Origin of the sequence: Enterobacter sp. CPE_E890, assembly GCF_046521475.1 — a bacterium.
In the GTDB taxonomy this organism is placed as follows: Bacteria; Pseudomonadota; Gammaproteobacteria; order Enterobacterales; family Enterobacteriaceae; genus Enterobacter; species Enterobacter adelaidei.
Genome location: NZ_JBKFZW010000001.1, coordinates 3,518,402 through 3,536,200 on the forward strand (window position 1 = coordinate 3,518,402; position 17,799 = coordinate 3,536,200).

A 17,799-nucleotide genomic window follows, 5' to 3' on the forward strand; every position below is an offset into this window, starting at 1 on the left:
ATTGTGCAAAGTAACGTAATACCGTTTTGTACAAGGAAATCATCATGCTCCACCCGCGAGCCAGAACCATGCTCCTGCTGGCAATTCCGGCGTTAATTATTGGCGTTGCCTCAAGTCTGGTGCTCATTGTCGTGATGAAAGTCGCGTCGGTGCTGCAAACGATGTTATGGGCAGCGCTTCCTGCAAAGCTGGGGGTCAACGTTGATTCTCCTGCATGGGTTATTTTGATGCTGACGTTAACCGGTATTGCGGTGGGGCTGGTGATCCGTTTCAGTCCCGGACATGCCGGGCCCGACCCGGCGCAGGAACCCTTGATCGGTGCTCCGGTTCCCCCTTCGGCGCTGCCGGGGTTGATCATCGCGTTGATTCTGGGTCTGGCGGGCGGTGTCAGTCTTGGGCCGGAACATCCGATCATGGCGGTTAACATCGGACTGGCGGTTTTCCTCGGTGCACGCATTTTGCCCCGTGTTGGCGCACTGGACTGGACTATCCTTGCCTCCGCAGGCACCATCGGAGCGCTTTTTGGCACGCCCGTTGCCGCCGCACTGATCTTTTCGCAGACGCTCAGCAGCAACAACGATGTCCCGCTGTGGGATAAACTCTTTGCGCCGCTGATGGCCGCTGCTGCCGGCGCATTGACGACCAGCCTGTTTTTCCATCCCCATTTTTCACTCACCCTTCCCCACTATGGCCAGATGCAGATAGCCGATATCTTCAGCGGTGCCATCGTCGCCGCCATCGCCATTGCGCTGGGAATGGTGGCGGTATGGTGTCTTCCGCGTCTTCACCGGCTGATGCATAAGCTTAAGCACCCGGTATTCATTCTGGGAGTGGGTGGTTTCATCCTTGGTATTTTAGGGGCCATCGGCGGGGCGGTGACGTTGTTCAAAGGTCTGGATGAGATGCAGCAACTGGCCTTCAGCCAGGTGTTTAGCGTTTCAGATTATCTGCTGTTTGCGGTGATCAAACTGGCGGCGCTGGTAGTGGCTTCAGCCTGTGGTTTTCGCGGTGGGCGTATTTTCCCGGCGGTGTTTGTCGGTGTGGCGCTGGGGCTGATGCTGCACGGGCATGTGGATGCCGTCCCGGCGGCCATTACCGTATCCTGTTCGATTCTGGGGCTGGTTCTGGTGGTCACGCGCGATGCGTGGTTAAGTTTATTTATGGCGGCAGTCGTCGTGCCGGATTCGACGCTTTTCCCTCTGCTCTGCATCGTGATGTTGCCCGCCTGGCTCCTGCTGGCGGGCAAACCCATGATGATGGCATGGCGTAACGATAAGTAATCAGGCGCTATTACGCGCTTCCAGCGCTTTAGTAATGGCCCCCAGCAGCGGCGGGATGTCTGCTTTCGGCAGCATCACCTCAATCAGCGAGAGCCGCTCATGGTGGGCCACTTTTTCAAGCACGTCCACCAGCTGTTCCGCTTCACTGACCCGCCAGCACTGAGCCTGAGGATCAAGGCTCAGTGCCTGTGGTATTTGCGTCCAGTTCCACAACGCAATGTCGTTGTACCGCTGTTCCGGCCCGTGGATCGCTCGTTCAACCGTGTACCCTTCGTTGTTAAGCACAAGGATGATGGGGTGCTGTTTATCACGCAACATCGATCCAAGCTCCTGAATAGTCAGCTGAGCCGCACCATCCCCTGTCAGGACAATTACGCGCCGATTCGGACATGCCGTTTGCGCACCGAATGCTGCCGCCAGCGTATAACCAATCGACCCCCACAGCGGCTGGACGATAAAATTCACGTCTGCCGGTAGACGAAGGTCAATCGCGCCGAAGGCCGAGGTGCCCTGATCCGCAAGAATGATATCTCCCGGGCGAATGAACGTTTGCAACGTTCGCCAGAAATTATCCTGGGTAAGTGAGCCATCTGGCTGCGGGTAGGCCATTGCACCATGAGAAGACGGTACAGGCTTATCGTGCACGTGCTGTTTGCACAGCTCCACCAGCGTCTCAATCGCCTGAAGCATCGGAATACCGGTAAACCAGATATCGCCGACGCGAGCGGCATGAGGCTGGACTTCTATCGTTTGCGCCGGGGTTAACTGATGGGTGAACCCCGCCGTCAGGGTATCGGTAAAACGCGTGCCGATGCACAACACCGTGTCCGCCCCTTCAATCGCCTCTTTTACCGCGCCGGCGCTGGCTGAACCACTGTACGTGCCGTAAAAACCAGTGTGACGTTCATCGAATATGCCTTTGCCCATCAGCATGGTGGCATGCGCCATCGGTACGTCCTTCACCCATTTTTGTAATGCATGTTTAAGGCCATGACGCAGGACCAGGAAATCCGCCAGGAGTGCAGTACGCTTGCTTCTGGCCAGCTTGCTCTCTGCAGCATCGCGAAACGCCTTCAGGCACGCACTATCGGCATGAGCATGCTTTAGGGTGAGAGCGTTTACAGGGGGTGTAGCCGCTTTTTTTGCCACATCGGCAGGCAACATCAGGTAGCCGGGACGGCGTTCACGGAGCATCGTGGTCAGCACCCGGTCTATCTCATAACAGGCATTTTGTTCGGTCAGGATCGCCTGTGCGACAGTGATCGGTTCGCTCATATGGTAAAAATGACGAAACTCGCCATCACCCAATGTATGATGCAGCAACTCCCCTCTTTGCTGCGACGCCGTACCCGGCGCCCCCACAATATGTAGTACCGGCACGTGCTCAGCATAGCTGCCAGCGATACCGTTCATGGCACTTAATTCTCCAACGCCGAATGTCGTCAGCAGCGCGGCAAAACCCTTACATCGGGCGTATCCGTCAGCGGCATAAGATGCATTTAACTCGTTGGCACAGCCCACCCAACAGATATCCGGGCTGTCTATCACATGGTCGAGAAACTGCAGGTTATAGTCGCCCGGCACGCCAAACAGATGATCGGCTCCACAATCTGTAAGACGGTCCAGCAGGTAATCGGCGACGCAGTATGGGGTACGCATGACAGGTATCCTTCTTATGTTGACCTCACTTTGAGTATTAAAGAAGCGTGATGGCTGTCCAGAATTAGCAGCAAGAAGAGCATGGAAAGAATGCTTTACAAAAATGGCTGCGTTATTCTCCTTTTCTTCACGGTAGTGTAAACGCATACACTGATTTTTCTTTTCAGCGCCAGAGGTCATGAGAATGGGTTATCAGCCGGACAAAAATCGTTATCAGACAATGCAGTACCGTCGCTGTGGACAGAGCGGCCTGAAATTGCCAGCCATCTCCCTTGGGCTTTGGCATAACTTCGGTGACGCCACGCTTATCGAAAACAGCCGTCAACTTTTACAGCGTGCCTTCGATCTGGGCATCACACATTTCGACCTTGCTAATAACTATGGCCCGCCCCCGGGATCGGCTGAACGTAATTTCGGACGTATTTTGCAGGAGGAATTCCTGCCATGGCGCGACGAATTGATCATCTCAACCAAAGCGGGCTATACCATGTGGGAAGGCCCTTACGGTGACTGGGGGTCACGCAAATATCTGCTGGCAAGCCTGGATCAAAGCCTGAAACGCATGGGACTGGAGTATGTTGATATCTTCTACCATCATCGTCCTGACCCACACACGCCGCTGCAGGAAACAATGAAAGCGCTTGACCATGTCGTGCGTCAGGGAAAAGCGCTGTATGTCGGGTTATCCAACTATCCCGCTGAACTAGCTCGTAAAGCAATAGATATCCTTGAAGACCTTGGTACGCCCTGCCTGATCCACCAGCCGAAATACTCTATGTTTGAACGCGCGCCGGAAGAGGGTTTGCTGGATGTACTGCTGGAAAAAGGGGTCGGGTGTATTCCCTTCTCGCCACTGGCAGGAGGTCAACTGACCAACCGCTATCTGAATGGTATACCTGCAGACTCACGTGCGGCGAGTGGCAGTCAGTTCCTTAACCCTGACCAGATCACTGAAGAGAAGCTGGTTAAGGTCAGAAAACTGAACGCCCTGGCGGAAAGCCGCAGCCAGAAGCTGTCCCAGATGGCGCTGGCATGGATCTTACGCCATGAATCGGTGACATCTGTACTTATTGGGGCAAGCAAGGCCGCCCAGATTGATGACGCCGTGGGCATGCTGGAAAACCGCCATTTTTCAGATGAAGAACTGAACATAATTGAAGGGATCCTTGGCAGTTCAAATTAATAGCGCTTTTAGCAAAAAGTGCTCTCATTCATGAATTCGGAGTTCAGGCGATGAAACGAGGCTTTACCAACTCGTAATATTGAGTTAACAGGCCCAACGAAGGCCCCGATCGTGAAGGAGAAAGAGTATGTTCAGGTCACTGATTCTTGCAGCGGTATTACTGGCTTCGGCCCCGCTGATCGCCACTGCGGGCGAAATCACCCTGTTGCCATCCGTAAAATTACAAATTGGCGATCGTGACGATTACGGCAGATACTGGGACGGTGGCTATTGGCGCGACCGTGACTACTGGCATCGTCATTATGAGTGGCGTGGAGATCGCTGGTGGAAACATGATAACGGCAGACACCGTGGCTGGTATAAAGATAATGCCTATGAGCGCGGTTACCGTGAAGGCTGGAACGATCGTGACGACCACCGTGGCGGCTGGGGTCGCGGTAAAGGTCACGGCCATGGCCATCATTAATGCAAAAAGGAGCCTCACGGCTCCTTTTTCTTAATTAAACCTTACAGACCTAACACTGTTCCCATCAACAACCACAGGTTCAGCGCCACCACCACCACGACTATGGCCCAGCCGGTTCTTTTCACCAGCGTTGTGTTGACCAGGTCGCCCATCAGGGTTTTATTGCTGGTAAAGATCAGTAGCGGCACCAGCGCCAGCGCGATACCAAAACTCAACAAAACCTGGCTCATGACCAGGATCCTCGTTGGATCGAGCCCCATCAGAATCACGATAAATGACGGCAGCATCGTGACAGAGCGGCGCACCCACAGTGGAATATGGAAACGAACAAACCCCTGCATGACCACCTGCCCTGCCAGCGTCCCCACAACCGTAGATGAGAGACCAGCGGCCACCAGACTCAGACCAAATATCGTGGCAGCAGCATGGCTCAGTAACGGCTCCAGTGTGAGATAAGCCTGATCGAGATCGGCAATACCGGTGTGGCCGTTAAAGTGGAAAGCGGCCGCGGCAGTCGCCATCATCGCCAGATTCACAAAACCAGCAATTGTCATGGCGATAGCCACATCCCATTTGGTCGCGGAGTAACGTTCTTTACGCGTGCCGCCGTGGAGGTGCTGAGTCAGCGAAGAGTGCAGATAAATGACATGCGGCATGATGGTCGCCCCCAGCACACCGGCGGCCAGAAATACGGCTTCAGAGGTTGGCAGACTTGGGATCACCATCCCTTTACCGAGCTGAGCCAGATTGGGTTGTGAGAAAATCAGCTCGACAATATAGGCCGCAGCGACAAACAACAGCAGACCGCCAATAACTTTCTCCAGCGGTTTTTGCCCCCGACGCTGTAACATCAAAATCAGGAAGGTGGCAATCCCGGTCAGTACCGCCCCCTGCAACAGCGACACACCCAGAATCAATTTAAAGCCGATCGCCGCACCGATAAATTCAGCGAGATCGGTCGCCATGGCGATGATTTCGGCCTGAACCCAGTAGAGCCAGACCGCCGGGCGCGGGTAATGGTCACGAATTTGCTCAGCCAGGTTTTTACCCGTGGCAATCCCAAGCTTTGCGGAGAGCATCTGAATCAGCATCGCCATCAGGTTAGCCCAGACGACCACCCACAGCAGTTTATAGCCGAAGCTCGCCCCGGCCTGAATATTGGTCGCAAAATTACCCGGATCGATATAGCCAATGGCAGCAATGAACGCAGGTCCCATTAATGCGAACCGCAACTTGCGCGCTGCTCTGCCACTGCTACCCTCTACGCGACTGTTTGTCATTTCTGCCTCTGAAAATATAGCCTTTGCTATGTTTAATGCTATCAAAATGAGAATGATTATCAAGATCATTTGTGAAGTTTACAGTGATTTCTCTGATAGCTTTGGACGATAGACAGGCGGGTAAGCTGAGGGCGACCTGACAAAAACTGAAATCGCGCGCTCTTTTGTGAAGACTAGCACACAAACTTAACTTTTCACTCATTTACCTAACATAACAAAAATGTATTGTGGATCACTAATTTTGAGACTCGTCACAGGATGTAACTATAGTGTGCCCTTGATCTCGTTTTCTTTTCCTTCGTTACATAGAATGTGCAAGAAAATTAAACCTGCCTCAAATTTGGAGCAAATATGGACCGCGTCCTTCATTTTGTCCTGGCACTTGTTGTCGTTACTGCACTTGCATTGCTGGTCAGCACAGACCGCAAAAAAATTCGTATTCGTTATGTTGTCCAACTGCTGGTCATTGAAGTTTTACTCGCCTGGTTCTTCCTGAACTCCAACGTGGGGCTTGGCTTCGTAAAAGGCTTCTCCGAAATGTTCGAAAAACTGCTCGGGTTTGCCAACGAAGGGACAAACTTCGTCTTCGGTAAAATGAACGACGAAGGTCTGGCGTTCTTCTTCCTGAAGGTTCTCTGCCCTATCGTCTTCATCTCTGCGCTGATCGGTATTCTGCAGCACATCCGTGTTCTGCCGTTTATTATTCGTGGAATTGGTTTCCTGTTATCCAAAGTAAACGGTATGGGTAAGCTGGAATCATTCAACGCCGTCAGTTCCCTGATCCTTGGTCAGTCTGAGAACTTCATCGCGTATAAAGATATTCTCGGTAAGATGTCCCGCAACCGCATGTACACCATGGCGGCAACCGCAATGTCTACCGTTTCCATGTCTATCGTGGGCGCGTATATGACCATGCTGGAGCCGAAATACGTGGTTGCTGCACTGGTTCTGAACATGTTCAGCACCTTTATCGTTCTGTCACTGATCAACCCGTACCGCGTTGATGCCAGCGAAGAGAACATCCAGATGTCAAACCTGCACGAAGGTCAGAGCTTCTTCGAAATGCTGGGTGAGTACATTCTGGCAGGTTTCAAAGTGGCGATTATCGTTGCCGCCATGCTGATCGGCTTCATTGCCCTGATTTCTGGCCTGAACGCCCTGTTCGCTGCGGTTCTGGGCATCTCCTTCCAGGGTATTCTGGGCTACATCTTCTACCCTATTGCATGGGTGATGGGTGTTCCGGCTCACGAAGCACTGCAGGTGGGCAGTATTATGGCGACTAAACTGGTGTCTAACGAATTCGTTGCGATGATGGATCTGCAGAAGATTGCCAGCACCCTTTCTCCACGCGCGGAAGGCATTCTGTCCGTGTTCCTGGTTTCCTTCGCTAACTTCTCATCCATCGGTATTATCGCCGGTGCGATTAAAGGTCTGAACGAAGAACAGGGTAACGTGGTTTCTCGCTTTGGCCTGAAACTGGTTTACGGCTCTACGCTGGTAAGCGTCCTGTCTGCTTCTATCGCAGCACTGGTACTGTAAGGTTTACTGTTAAAACACAAACCGGGAGCCTGGCTCCCGGTTTTTTTATTCCCGCAATTCTTCCAGCGGTGTAGGTTTGCCTATCAGATAGCCCTGCAGGTAATCCACGCCGAAGCTTAGCAGCATCTCGCGCTGAGCTGGTGTTTCCACATATTCAGCCACCACACACAGAGATTTTGTCTTCGCCAGATTACACATCGACTGGACGATCATCGCATCCATGTCGTCAGTACAAATATCTTTTACAAAGCAGCCATCAATCTTAATGATGTCTGCCTGCAGACGTCTGAGACGCTCATAGTTCGCGTAACCCGTACCAAAGTCATCAATGGCAATCCGGAAACCGTAATCCCGCAACTGTTGGATATTGTTGATACTGCTTCCTGAATTCGAAAAGGCCTGCTCCTCAGTGATTTCGATAATGACGGCCTGAGGGGCTATACCATACCGTTCGAAGAGGGCGCAAATCTCACTGGCCACCTCTTTTTGCATCAGCGTCAACGGCATCAGATTGACAGAAAAACGGGCACCGGCATGCGTCGCAGGGTGATCGCGCAGCCACACCAGTAACTTTTCCATTACACACATATCAAACCGATGACTGAGGTTGAATTGGGCAATCAACGGAATAAAGCGATCGGGAGTAATGATCTCCCCTTCGCTTTCCATCCGCGCCAGAATTTCGTAGTACCCACTCCCGTCAGCCTTCTGGATAGGCTGCGCGTATAAATGAAACTGGCCCGCGTCCAGGGCGTGTTTAATGCGCGCTAACATCAGAACACGTTCTGTCGTTTGTCCGGATGCCGCTTCAAGACTATTCGTGAGCGCAAGAACGTTATGCGCGCCGCAGGATTGCTCTGCCAGCCAGCTCAGTTGCCCCAACGTGTGGTGTAACTTTTCGCCGTTTTCGACCATCCCCCAGGACGCGCCAAATTCAATATCCAGCCCGGTGTTGTTCCAGTAAATCTTACGACTGTTCAGCCGATCAACCATATGCTGAAGGCGCTCAGCGGTTCCCGGGCCCAGCAATACCAGTACCAGCTCGCTGCCAGGTAACTGGAAGAGGGACTCATCTTTCTGCAGAAGTGGCTGAAGCGACGTGGCGATCGTTCGTTTGCAATGGACCCGCATGAGCATCCCGTAGTGGCGGCTCAAAAATTCCAGGTTATCCATACGCAGAATGCTAACTTTTGCATCAGGATGATTCTCAAGATAATCCTCCAGCGCACGAATATTGGGCAAACCCGTCAGCGGATCGGTCAGCGCCCGGCCCTGCCAGCCCCGTTTTAACCACTCGCTGCGCTGATAAATGCGCGACATGTAAAGCAAACAGATGGCGAAAGAGATAAGCACGGAGAGGATAAAGGAGAGCGAATGGCCCGATTCAACCCCATTAAGGAAGTTATAGTTGTAGGTCAACAGCAGGAGTGCAGATACGGCCCAGAGCAAAGAGATAAGCGCATAGGTCAGGCGACTTATCGCTAACGTAAAAAGAATAAAAATCAGCGGCATCAAATAGCCCGCAATGACGGGAGATTCAAAAGGTCCACATAAAATGACGAGAATGAAACTTAAAAACATCAGCCAGACAAAAATATATAATGAATTTTTGTGAAGAAACACAGGCTTCACGCTTCGCCGCCAGAACGTGATGGCATAGCGAGGATTAATTATCATTCTTAATGGGTAATAGAACATCATGGTAAAAATCAACGCCGCGCAGATCAGACTTTGAATATCCACCACATTGTAAATTACCGTTCCTTCGCCGAAGAAGGTTGAAATTGTCACCGGGAAATCAAACAAATAGCCTGCCATATACATCGACAGCTTAATACCTATTGGCACGATAAAACCGAGCCAGAATATACGTAAACCGATGTGCTTGTTAGGGATACTGTAACGCCAACGCTTGCCCAGCATGAGGCGTAGCAGACCGCACGCCGCGAACAACGCGAAGGTCTGACAAAACAGTAAAACTGAATATTGTAGTGGCGCTAAATTAACATAAAATAAATTAGTGACAGTAAAACCTAACAAAACAGGAAGAATTGCCCTGCGTCCAAATAACAGAATTACCGCCAGCATAACGCTTAGCGGTAACCATGCTAAATAAACGTCATGACCATTAACAATTGCGCGCGGAGAGAGGAAACGGGAGAAAGGTACCGCAATCAGGCAAAGCGCCAGGGCAATCATAAATATCTTTACGTTATTGTAAGTTTTTCTATTCATTAAGCTGATGAGTATATTATCCGTTCGTATCATTGACCGGATGGATAATATGTTTATTAATTGCGCGAAGCAAGTTCAAGTCTAATTATGGACGGGTTTATTGCTTTCGATTGAGGTGAGGTACAGGAATATATCTATTTTTATAACAAAATTTAGTAGCGAGTGTTACAAGCGCATAAAAAAAGCCCTCGTCTTTTGACGAGGGCTTAATATTTTGGTGGAGCTAAGCGGGATCGAACCGCTGACCTCTTGCATGCCATGCAAGCGCTCTCCCAGCTGAGCTATAGCCCCACATGTTACTTTACTGACCGCACTCTGTTGGGTTCAGAGTTTGGTGGAGCTAAGCGGGATCGAACCGCTGACCTCTTGCATGCCATGCAAGCGCTCTCCCAGCTGAGCTATAGCCCCATCGTAAAGCTGTCATGTTGACGGGCGGCATAATATGAATTCCGCTGCGGAGTGTCAACGGCAAAATCAATGACCGCCGCTCAATCGCCGAAAAATCATGCAAATGAATCACTTTGCGAGCTTGCTCGCAGTCATGAGTTAAGCCTGTCACGTTTTCACGTAAAACGGTGCTATAAAATGAACCGTTAATTATCCCTACAAATATTCAGGAAATTGCATGATCAAGGAACGAATGACGCCAGAAGAGTTAGCCTTGCTCACTGGCTATAGCCGCCAGACCATCAATAAATGGGTACGTAAAGAGGGTTGGATTACATCACCAAAACCGGGAGTCCAGGGTGGGAAAGCGCGTCTGGTACATGTGAACGAAAAAGTACGTGACTTTATCCGCAGCGCACGCCGGGCAACTGAAACGTCTGATATACCAGAAGGTGCCAACCAGGATGGTTCGCTTCACAACCTACTCCTGACGCTGGCCAATGAAATGACACCGGAAGAGCAGAAGCAAATGACATCGCTGTTACTGCGGGAAGGGATAACCGGATTGTTGCAACGTTTAGGGATTCGCGACCAGAACTAATATGAAAAGATTACGTAGTAAAATGACCACGGAAGAGCTGGCGGAGAGTTTGGGTGTTGCCCGACAGACCATTAATCGTTGGATACGTCAACAGGGTTGGAAAACCGAAGGGCTCAATGGCGTAAAAGGCGGTCGGGCGCGGCTAATCCATATTGATGCGCGCGTGAAGGAACATATTATGAGCCTCCCGGCAATCCGTACTCGTCAGGCGGTTTACCATCTGGCAGAAGTCCCCTCATCATACAGTGCCCCCTCTTCAAACCTGCGTTCGGGCATTATCGAAACGCTGGAGAGTATGACCCAGCTAGAGCAGAAGCGTCTGGACACATTATTGAAACGTGAAGGTATTCTCGGCTTTCTTACACGCCTGGGTATTGCTGAATCAAATACATAAAAAAAACGGCAGGTTACCCTGCCGTTTCTCGTCCTGAAGACTTAATTACTGCTGATTTTCGCGTTCAGAGATAAAGTCCAGCGCCTTGTTAATACGCGCCACACTGCGCGACTTGCCGATGGCATGGACAGTCACATCCAGCGCCGGGGACTGGCCCGCACCGGTGACCGCAACGCGCAATGGCATGCCTACTTTCCCCATGCCGACTTCCAGCTCATCAGCAGTTGCCTGAATGGCGTGATGCACATTTTCCGCAGTCCATTCGGTAAGAGCCGCCAGCTTGTCACGCACCACTTCCAGCGGCTGACGAGCAACCGGGCGCAGGTGTTTCTTCGCGGCGTCCGCATCGAACTCATCAAACTCTTCATAGAAGTAACGGCAGCTTTCAGCGATCTCTTTCAGCGTTTTGCAACGCTCGCCGAGCAGTTTCACCAGGTCCACCAGCTCTGGGCCAGTGCGGGTATCAATATTTGCCTGCTCAATGTGCCACTGCAGATATGTCGCGACATATTCAGGCGGCATGGTATTGATGTAATGGTGGTTCAGCCACAGCAGCTTGTCGGTATTAAATGCACTCGCCGATTTGCTCACAGAGCTCAGAGAGAACAGATTGATCATCTCTTCGCGACTGAAGATCTCCTGGTCACCGTGAGCCCAGCCCAGACGCACCAGGTAGTTCAGCAGCGCTTCCGGCAGATAACCATCGTCACGGTACTGCATGACACTGACCGCGCCATGGCGTTTAGACAGCTTTTTACCGTCGTCGCCATTGATCATGGAGACGTGCGCATAAACAGGTACTGGTGCGTTCAGTGCCTTCAGGATGTTGATCTGACGCGGGGTGTTGTTGATATGGTCTTCACCACGAACAACGTGCGTAATTTCCATATCCCAGTCATCAACCACTACGCAGAAGTTATAGGTTGGAGAACCGTCGGTACGGCGGATGATCAGGTCGTCCAGCTCCTGATTGCTGAATTCGATCGGGCCACGGATCTGGTCGTCGAAGATCACTGAACCCTCTTGCGGGTTAGCAAAACGCACCACGCATGGCTCATCAGCAGCATGTTCGCTATGGTCATGGCGGCAACGACCGTCATAACGTGGCTTCTCACCGTTCGCCATCTGCTCTTCACGCAGCGCGTCCAGACGTTCTTTGGAGCAGTAGCACTTATACGCCGTGCCCGCGACCAGCATCTCATCAATCACAGCGTTATAGCGGTCGAAACGTTTGGTCTGGAAATACGGGCCTTCATCCCATTCCAGATTCAACCAGTTCATACCATCCATGATGGCTTCAATTGCTTCCGGCGTAGAGCGCTCAAGATCGGTATCTTCAATACGCAGGACGAACTCACCTTTGTTGTGACGAGCAAAAAGCCAGGAATAGAGAGCAGTACGAGCACCACCGACGTGCAGATAGCCTGTCGGGCTCGGCGCGAAGCGAGTTTTGATTTTCATGAAATGGCCTTACGTTATAAAGATGCCGGTATTCGGCAAATCCTGGGGAAAAAACGATGGGCAATATTCTATCACTGTGGGGGGATTCCTCAATGTTGATCCCTTTATCGTGACCGAGTTTGCTATTTTTGTTTAGAAATCATGCTCCACCGCCCATTTCGCGATCGTTTTGTTTAATTTTACGACGAACGAATAAAAACTTTAGAAAATGCGTTGACTCATTTTCAACTCTCCCTATAATGCGACTCCACACAGCGGGGGTGATTAGCTCAGTTGGTAGAGCATCTCCTTTACACGGAGGGGGTCGGCGGTTCGAGCCCGTCATCACCCACCATCTACTTCACGTAGACTCGCAGTGTAGATAAGAATTGAGATTGGGCGATTAGCTCAGTTGGTAGAGCATCTCCTTTACACGGAGGGGGTCGGCGGTTCGAGCCCGTCATCGCCCACCATTCTCACCTTATCAAAGCAGTTCCGAAATGGGCGATTAGCTCAGTTGGTAGAGCATCTCCTTTACACGGAGGGGGTCGGCGGTTCGAGCCCGTCATCGCCCACCATTTCGGGTCGTTAGCTCAGTTGGTAGAGCAGTTGACTTTTAATCAATTGGTCGCAGGTTCGAATCCTGCACGACCCACCAATGTAAAAAAGCGCCCTAAAGGCGCTTTTTTGCTATCTGCGATTTACATCATCGTTAAAGTTGCAATCAACCTTTCTATTGCGGGTGTTGCCTGCTTCGCGTCATATACCACATACAGATCAGCCGGTATGCGCTCGCGCAAAGGGCGGAAGACCACGCCTGGCCACTGCATTTGCGCGTAACTGTCAGCGGCAAGCGTAATCCCCATCCCCATACTAATCATCGCCAGTACCGTCTGTGGTTCAACAGCTTCGCGTACAATCATCGGCGAGAACCCGGCCTGCTGACATACGCGATGTAAAAATGCCCAGTCAGAATGTGCTGAAGGCATGGTGACAAAATACTCATCCTGTAACTCTGAGAGCGTAATAGATGATTCGCTGACCAGTCGGTGATCTTCCGGCATTGCAACAAGAAAAGCGGCATCACGCAATCGCACGCTGGTAAACCCGGCGGTGGGTTCAGTTGCCATTCGCCAGATCCCGACATCCAGCTCACGACGTTCAAGCAAAGCCATCTGCATGACCGGCGATTTTTCGCGAAAAACAACATCAACATTCGGATGCTCTTTCAGGAAAGCGCGCATGACCGTGCGCACCTCGCTCCACATGGCGGTACCGACAATCCCCAGCTCAATGCGCCCCGCCTCACCCCGGCCAATTTGCTCGACGCGAGCCAGCGCCTGGTTTGCACTGGCGAGCAGCCGACGGGACTCTTCCATCAGCACTTTACCGGCATGCGTCAACGCGACACTCCGCGAGTGGCGAATAAACAGTAACGTCCCCAGTTGGCTTTCCAGCTCTTTAATATGCAGGCTTAACGGCGGCTGGGACATATTAAGACGGGCCGCAGCCCGCCCAAAATGCAATTCTTCCGCCACGGCAAGAAAATAACGCAGCAGCTTGAGATCGGTCCGATAGACGCGTTCCATCAAAACATATCCTGGCGATAACGTTTAAGCGTCTACCTTAAAGCCTTTCATCGTCCACAGGAAAAATTTAGTGCGCAACTGTGCGCATCTCGCTGTTTTTACTGATGTGGTGATAGTGAAAGCTGAAATAAAACACCACCGCAAGCACCAGCGCATAGGCCGCAAACACCAGCCAGATGGTCTGCCAGTCCTTAACCCCATCCACCGAGAAGTAATCGACTGCCATACCGCTTAACACGGACCCGAAATAAGCACCAATACCGTTAACGGTGGTCATAAACAGCCCTTGCGCGCTGGCACGGATATCAGAGCTCACCTCCTGCTCAACAAACACCGAGCCGGAAATATTGAAGAAGTCGAACGCGCAGCCGTAGACAATCATTGACAGCATGAGCAACGCAAAGCCTGTTGCGGACGGATCGCCAAAGGCAAACAGCCCAAACCGCAACATCCAGGCCACCATGCTCATCAGCATGACGGTTTTAATACCAAATCGTCTGAGGAAATATGGGATAGTCAGAATGAAGAACACTTCTGACATCTGCGAGACGGAGAGCAAAATGGACGGGTATTTGACGATAAAGCTCTCCGCATACGCCGGATTCCGTGCAAAATCATGCAGAAAAGGGCTGCCAAACGTATTGGTTATCTGCAGCACGGCGCCCAGCAGCATTGCGAATAAAAAGAACACCGCCATGCGGGGTTGTTTAAACAGGATAAATGCATTGAGGCCCAGTTTACTTGCCAGAGACGGAGACGTTTTTGTCGTCGCAACCGGAGTGGCCGGTAGCGTCAGAGAGTAGATTGCCAACAGCAGGGATGCAGCAGCTGCTATATAGAGCTGCACGTTGCTGAGCTCCGCCCCCATCAGGCTGATGGCCCACATCGCGGCAATAAATCCCACGGTGCCATACACCCTCACTTGCGGAAAATGGCTTACCGTATCCAGCCCTGACTGTTCAAGGCAGGAGTAAGAAATCGTGTTCGACAACGCAATCGTGGGCATAAAGGCCATCGCATTCACCAGCATGACCCAGAACATTAACCCGGGTTCATTGACCTGCGCGGCATAACAGAGGGCAACGGCACAGACGAGGTGGCAAATCACGTATGCACGGTCTGCTCGCAGCCATTTGTCGGCAATAATCCCCACCAGAGATGGCATAACAATTGCGGCCAGCCCCTTGGAACTGTAAACCATCCCCACGTCGGAGCCGGTAAAATGTAGAGTGTTAATCATGTAAGCGCCGAGGGTAACCAGCCAACTCCCCCAGATAAAATATTGCATAAAGGACATCATCTTTAAGCGAGTCGTGATGTTCATATTCCATTCCTTATAGCAGTGTGGCCCTCACGGGCCACTTTATTGTTTTAATCAGGCAATATGGCGAAGAAAACCGCAGATAAGGTTGATGAAGTTCTGGCGGGAAAGCTCAGCAGCAGCCAGTGTTTGTTCGTGTGAGAGTTTTACCTCGCCCAGACCTTCAGCAAGATTCGTAATTGCAGAAACGGCCACCACTTTCAGGTTACAGTGACGCGCAGAGATCACTTCCGGCACTACGGACATGCCCACCACGTCGCCACCAATAATTTGCATCATGCGGATCTCCGCCGCAGTCTCGAAGTTGGGGCCAGGATAAGAGACAAACACGCCTTCATGCAGAGGGAAGCCCTCTTTCGCGGCCACAGTTTGCAAAACGGCACGATAGTTTGCGTCGTAAGCATTAGCCAGCGAGAAGAAGCGGTCACCAAAACGTTCATCGTTTAGTCCCACCATCGGCGTTCCCGGCATGGTATTGATATGGTCCCTCAACGCAACCAAGCTTCCGGGCTTAACGTCTTTACGCAATGAGCCCGCAGCATTGGTGCTAAACAGCAGCTCGCAACCCAGCAGTTTGAACGTGCGGATCGCATCGGTCATGACGGTCATCCCGCGGCCTTCATAGAAGTGACCCCGCCCTTTCATACAGGCAACAGGTACACCGGCAAGATGTCCCAGGACCAGCTCACCGGCATGACCGTGAACCGTACTCACAGGGAAACCCGGCAGCTTTTCGTAGCTCAGAGAAACGGCGTCTTCAATCTGGTCGGCTAGTGCGCCAAGGCCAGAACCGAGAATGAACGCAACGCGCGGCGTGAAATTCGGTTTAGCGGTGCGGATGATGTCAGCGCAGTACCATGGGTTATTTGAGAGGGTCATAAAGGCTCCTTGAGAATTAAGATCGCGATATCACGGATCGCATGACCTTAGTCTTATATCTGGAGCCTGCGGTTTACCTCCAATACACTTTCACAGCACCATCAATACTGATTGTGTATCAATGCAAATCCCTGCCAGATATGGCAGTTTTGCTCAAGCTAATCCCGTCGGTGCCGATACCTCTGTTTTATAGCGAGATGAAATACTATGTCGACGATTCAGGTGACTACACCCTCAGTACAAACCAGCAATAGTGGAAGTAATCATTCTGGTAACAATGATATTGCTGCGCAAATAAACCACATTAAAGAGCAGATCACCAAGCTTACTCAGCAGCTAAAAGAGCTACCAGAGAGTACTGGCAGCACGGAAGAAAAGAAAAAACAGCAGGAACTCATTCAGGCGCAGCTTAAAGTGCTGCAGGCCCAGCTTGCCGCGCTGCAGCGCCAGCAGACCGAAGAAGCCCAGAAGAAACAAGATCAAAAGCTGGGTAAAGTGGAAGGTGTGAATAGCCCGTCAGATAATCATCAGATTGATATCTACATCTAATCTTCTGATGCGTTAAACAGTGGGTCGCGTATGCGGGCCTCGGTTAATCGTTGCGCCTGGATACGCACCACTTCCCAGATGGCCTGTGCCGCCCCCGAGAGTGAACGATTTTTTCGCCGTACCAGCATCAGCTTTCGCTCGACAACAGGCACCAATCGCTTTACGGACAGCCGACTTCCCTGTGGCAGGGGAAGTGCCAGGGCGGGCAACACGCTGATACCAATGCCAGCTTCCACCATAGGAAACAGCGTTGCCGGGTGACCAATCTCCTGCACGATCGTTGCCTTTACTCCCTGAGTCACCAGCGCAGAATCAATCAGCGGACGGCTGCCCGAGGCATAATCCTGCAATACCAGGTTCGCTCCCTGAAGAGACTGCCAGCTGACTACCGGTAATACTGCCAGCGGATCGTCGTCCCGGCAGAGCAGCAAAAAGGGCTCAGAAAGTACGCTTTCGCACGCCAGATCGCTCACCTGACCGGGATCGATCACAATCCCAAAATCCACATCCCCCTGTCGGATGCTTTCCAGCACCCACTGTTGCGGTCTGTCATGTAAAACAAAATCAATATCCGGGTAGCGGTGGTTTCCCTCGGCAATGCACTGCGGGATAAGGTGGGCAGAGATCGTCTGGCTGGCAGCAACCCGCACCGTACCCGAAAGTTGCTGTCCCAATCGCCCAACATCCCTGAGCGTACTGTTCAATTCATCAAGTAACCGCTCGAGGCGCAAGGCCAGCTGCTGCCCGGCTTCAGTCAACACAACTTCGCGCGTGGTGCGGTCAAGTAACCGCACACCCGTTTGACTCTCCAGCTCTTTCACACTGTGACTCACCGCCGACTGGCTCAGGCCAATCATCTCCCCTGCCCGGCTGAAGCTACGGGCGTTTGCCACGGTGACGAATATGCGAAGCTGACGTAAGGAATAATTCATCTTTTTAATTCATAAATGGATGCAATAAATCAATTTTATTTCTCAAATGGAAAAAAGCACAATAG

Annotated in this window: 15 protein-coding genes and 6 tRNA genes; 11 read left to right on the plus strand and 10 right to left on the minus strand. The window is 51.7% G+C overall.

Annotation, left to right across the window (positions count from 1 at the left end; translation table 11 throughout):
* The first annotated feature begins 44 nt into the window (after positions 1 to 44).
* Entirely contained in the window at positions 45 to 1,280 is a 1,236-nt protein-coding gene (locus ACLHV9_RS17330) for an ion channel protein (RefSeq protein WP_028016186.1), read from the plus strand.
* Here the strand turns inward: ACLHV9_RS17330 and ipdC are convergent, their stop codons facing one another.
* Positions 1,281 to 2,939, minus strand: a complete 1,659-nt coding sequence (gene ipdC / locus ACLHV9_RS17335) for an indolepyruvate decarboxylase (protein ID WP_028016185.1) — start codon at positions 2,937 to 2,939, stop codon at positions 1,281 to 1,283.
* 184 nt (positions 2,940 to 3,123) lie between these two features.
* Between ipdC and mgrA the strand changes: the two genes are divergently transcribed.
* Both mgrA and ACLHV9_RS17345 read left to right on the plus strand, forming a co-directional pair.
* Entirely contained in the window at positions 3,124 to 4,122 is a 999-nt protein-coding gene (mgrA, locus tag ACLHV9_RS17340; protein ID WP_049007108.1) for an L-glyceraldehyde 3-phosphate reductase, read from the plus strand.
* Positions 4,123 to 4,249: 127 nt separating this feature from the next.
* Positions 4,250 to 4,588 carry a DUF2502 domain-containing protein gene (locus ACLHV9_RS17345; RefSeq protein WP_028016183.1) on the plus strand — a complete coding sequence of 113 codons (339 nt, stop codon included), beginning with the start codon at positions 4,250 to 4,252 and terminating at the stop codon, positions 4,586 to 4,588.
* A 41-nt stretch (positions 4,589 to 4,629) separates the two neighbouring features.
* Here ACLHV9_RS17345 and ACLHV9_RS17350 read toward each other — a convergent pair whose 3' ends face one another.
* A complete protein-coding gene (locus ACLHV9_RS17350) occupies positions 4,630 to 5,868 on the minus strand; it encodes an Nramp family divalent metal transporter (RefSeq protein WP_028016182.1) in 1,239 nt (412 codons plus the stop codon).
* A gap of 351 nt (positions 5,869 to 6,219) precedes the next feature.
* Here ACLHV9_RS17350 and nupC point away from each other — a divergent pair, with 351 nt between their 5' ends.
* Positions 6,220 to 7,407 (plus strand): nucleoside permease NupC, encoded by a 1,188-nt coding sequence (nupC, locus tag ACLHV9_RS17355; protein ID WP_028016181.1) that lies wholly within the window; start codon positions 6,220 to 6,222, stop codon positions 7,405 to 7,407.
* Positions 7,408 to 7,452: 45 nt separating this feature from the next.
* Here the strand turns inward: nupC and ACLHV9_RS17360 are convergent, their stop codons facing one another.
* The 3 genes from ACLHV9_RS17360 to ACLHV9_RS17370 form a co-directional block, all read right to left on the minus strand.
* On the minus strand, positions 7,453 to 9,642 hold the full coding sequence (locus tag ACLHV9_RS17360; protein WP_028016180.1) for an EAL domain-containing protein: 2,190 nt from the start codon (positions 9,640 to 9,642) through the stop codon (positions 7,453 to 7,455).
* Between the two features lie 215 nt (positions 9,643 to 9,857).
* A tRNA-Ala gene (locus ACLHV9_RS17365) sits at positions 9,858 to 9,933 on the minus strand.
* A 41-nt stretch (positions 9,934 to 9,974) separates the two neighbouring features.
* Positions 9,975 to 10,050, minus strand: a tRNA-Ala gene (locus ACLHV9_RS17370).
* Positions 10,051 to 10,267: 217 nt separating this feature from the next.
* On the opposite strand from ACLHV9_RS17370, the gene ACLHV9_RS17375 reads away from it, so the two are divergent.
* Positions 10,268 to 10,630, plus strand: a complete 363-nt coding sequence (locus ACLHV9_RS17375; protein ID WP_028016179.1) for a YfeC-like transcriptional regulator — start codon at positions 10,268 to 10,270, stop codon at positions 10,628 to 10,630.
* Position 10,631: 1 nt separating this feature from the next.
* A complete protein-coding gene (locus tag ACLHV9_RS17380) occupies positions 10,632 to 11,024 on the plus strand; it encodes a YfeC-like transcriptional regulator (RefSeq protein WP_032666662.1) in 393 nt (130 codons plus the stop codon).
* A 45-nt stretch (positions 11,025 to 11,069) separates the two neighbouring features.
* Here ACLHV9_RS17380 and gltX read toward each other — a convergent pair whose 3' ends face one another.
* Positions 11,070 to 12,485 (minus strand): glutamate--tRNA ligase, encoded by a 1,416-nt coding sequence (gene gltX, locus ACLHV9_RS17385; RefSeq protein ID WP_108090852.1) that lies wholly within the window; start codon positions 12,483 to 12,485, stop codon positions 11,070 to 11,072.
* A gap of 258 nt (positions 12,486 to 12,743) precedes the next feature.
* On the opposite strand from gltX, the gene ACLHV9_RS17390 reads away from it, so the two are divergent.
* From ACLHV9_RS17390 to ACLHV9_RS17405, 4 genes are all read left to right on the plus strand, one after another.
* Positions 12,744 to 12,819 (plus strand) — tRNA-Val (locus tag ACLHV9_RS17390).
* A 42-nt stretch (positions 12,820 to 12,861) separates the two neighbouring features.
* A tRNA-Val gene (locus tag ACLHV9_RS17395) sits at positions 12,862 to 12,937 on the plus strand.
* A gap of 29 nt (positions 12,938 to 12,966) precedes the next feature.
* Positions 12,967 to 13,042: transfer RNA gene (locus ACLHV9_RS17400), tRNA-Val, on the plus strand.
* 4 nt (positions 13,043 to 13,046) lie between these two features.
* Positions 13,047 to 13,122 (plus strand) — tRNA-Lys (locus ACLHV9_RS17405).
* A 43-nt stretch (positions 13,123 to 13,165) separates the two neighbouring features.
* Here ACLHV9_RS17405 and ACLHV9_RS17410 read toward each other — a convergent pair.
* The 3 genes from ACLHV9_RS17410 to xapA form a co-directional block, all read right to left on the minus strand.
* A complete protein-coding gene (locus tag ACLHV9_RS17410; protein ID WP_028016176.1) occupies positions 13,166 to 14,053 on the minus strand; it encodes a LysR family transcriptional regulator in 888 nt (295 codons plus the stop codon).
* Between the two features lie 67 nt (positions 14,054 to 14,120).
* On the minus strand, positions 14,121 to 15,377 hold the full coding sequence (locus ACLHV9_RS17415; protein WP_028016175.1) for a nucleoside permease: 1,257 nt from the start codon (positions 15,375 to 15,377) through the stop codon (positions 14,121 to 14,123).
* A gap of 51 nt (positions 15,378 to 15,428) precedes the next feature.
* A complete protein-coding gene (gene xapA / locus ACLHV9_RS17420; RefSeq protein WP_028016174.1) occupies positions 15,429 to 16,253 on the minus strand; it encodes a xanthosine phosphorylase in 825 nt (274 codons plus the stop codon).
* A 207-nt stretch (positions 16,254 to 16,460) separates the two neighbouring features.
* On the opposite strand from xapA, the gene ACLHV9_RS17425 reads away from it, so the two are divergent.
* Positions 16,461 to 16,802 (plus strand): FlxA-like family protein, encoded by a 342-nt coding sequence (locus ACLHV9_RS17425; protein WP_028016173.1) that lies wholly within the window; start codon positions 16,461 to 16,463, stop codon positions 16,800 to 16,802.
* On the opposite strand, the gene ACLHV9_RS17430 is transcribed toward ACLHV9_RS17425, so the two are convergent.
* Positions 16,799 to 17,734: a LysR family transcriptional regulator gene (locus tag ACLHV9_RS17430; RefSeq protein ID WP_028016172.1), complete on the minus strand. Its 936-nt coding sequence runs from the start codon at positions 17,732 to 17,734 to the stop codon at positions 16,799 to 16,801. The two genes, ACLHV9_RS17425 and ACLHV9_RS17430, sit on opposite strands and share 4 nt — an antisense overlap.
* Between the last annotated feature and the right edge of the window lie 65 nt (positions 17,735 to 17,799).

Coding starts and splice junctions, on each gene's coding strand:
- ACLHV9_RS17330 (WP_028016186.1), top strand. CDS start 45: ATGCTCCACCCGCGAGCCAGAACCATGCTCCTGCTGGCAATTCCGGCG.
- ACLHV9_RS17425 (WP_028016173.1), top strand. CDS start 16,461: ATGTCGACGATTCAGGTGACTACACCCTCAGTACAAACCAGCAATAGT.
- ipdC (WP_028016185.1), bottom strand. CDS start 2,939: ATGCGTACCCCATACTGCGTCGCCGATTACCTGCTGGACCGTCTTACA.
- ACLHV9_RS17430 (WP_028016172.1), bottom strand. CDS start 17,734: ATGAATTATTCCTTACGTCAGCTTCGCATATTCGTCACCGTGGCAAAC.
- ACLHV9_RS17415 (WP_028016175.1), bottom strand. CDS start 15,377: ATGAACATCACGACTCGCTTAAAGATGATGTCCTTTATGCAATATTTT.
- ACLHV9_RS17375 (WP_028016179.1), top strand. CDS start 10,268: ATGATCAAGGAACGAATGACGCCAGAAGAGTTAGCCTTGCTCACTGGC.
- ACLHV9_RS17380 (WP_032666662.1), top strand. CDS start 10,632: ATGAAAAGATTACGTAGTAAAATGACCACGGAAGAGCTGGCGGAGAGT.
- ACLHV9_RS17360 (WP_028016180.1), bottom strand. CDS start 9,642: ATGAATAGAAAAACTTACAATAACGTAAAGATATTTATGATTGCCCTG.
- ACLHV9_RS17410 (WP_028016176.1), bottom strand. CDS start 14,053: ATGGAACGCGTCTATCGGACCGATCTCAAGCTGCTGCGTTATTTTCTT.
- nupC (WP_028016181.1), top strand. CDS start 6,220: ATGGACCGCGTCCTTCATTTTGTCCTGGCACTTGTTGTCGTTACTGCA.
- ACLHV9_RS17345 (WP_028016183.1), top strand. CDS start 4,250: ATGTTCAGGTCACTGATTCTTGCAGCGGTATTACTGGCTTCGGCCCCG.
- xapA (WP_028016174.1), bottom strand. CDS start 16,253: ATGACCCTCTCAAATAACCCATGGTACTGCGCTGACATCATCCGCACC.
- gltX (WP_108090852.1), bottom strand. CDS start 12,485: ATGAAAATCAAAACTCGCTTCGCGCCGAGCCCGACAGGCTATCTGCAC.
- ACLHV9_RS17350 (WP_028016182.1), bottom strand. CDS start 5,868: ATGACAAACAGTCGCGTAGAGGGTAGCAGTGGCAGAGCAGCGCGCAAG.
- mgrA (WP_049007108.1), top strand. CDS start 3,124: ATGGGTTATCAGCCGGACAAAAATCGTTATCAGACAATGCAGTACCGT.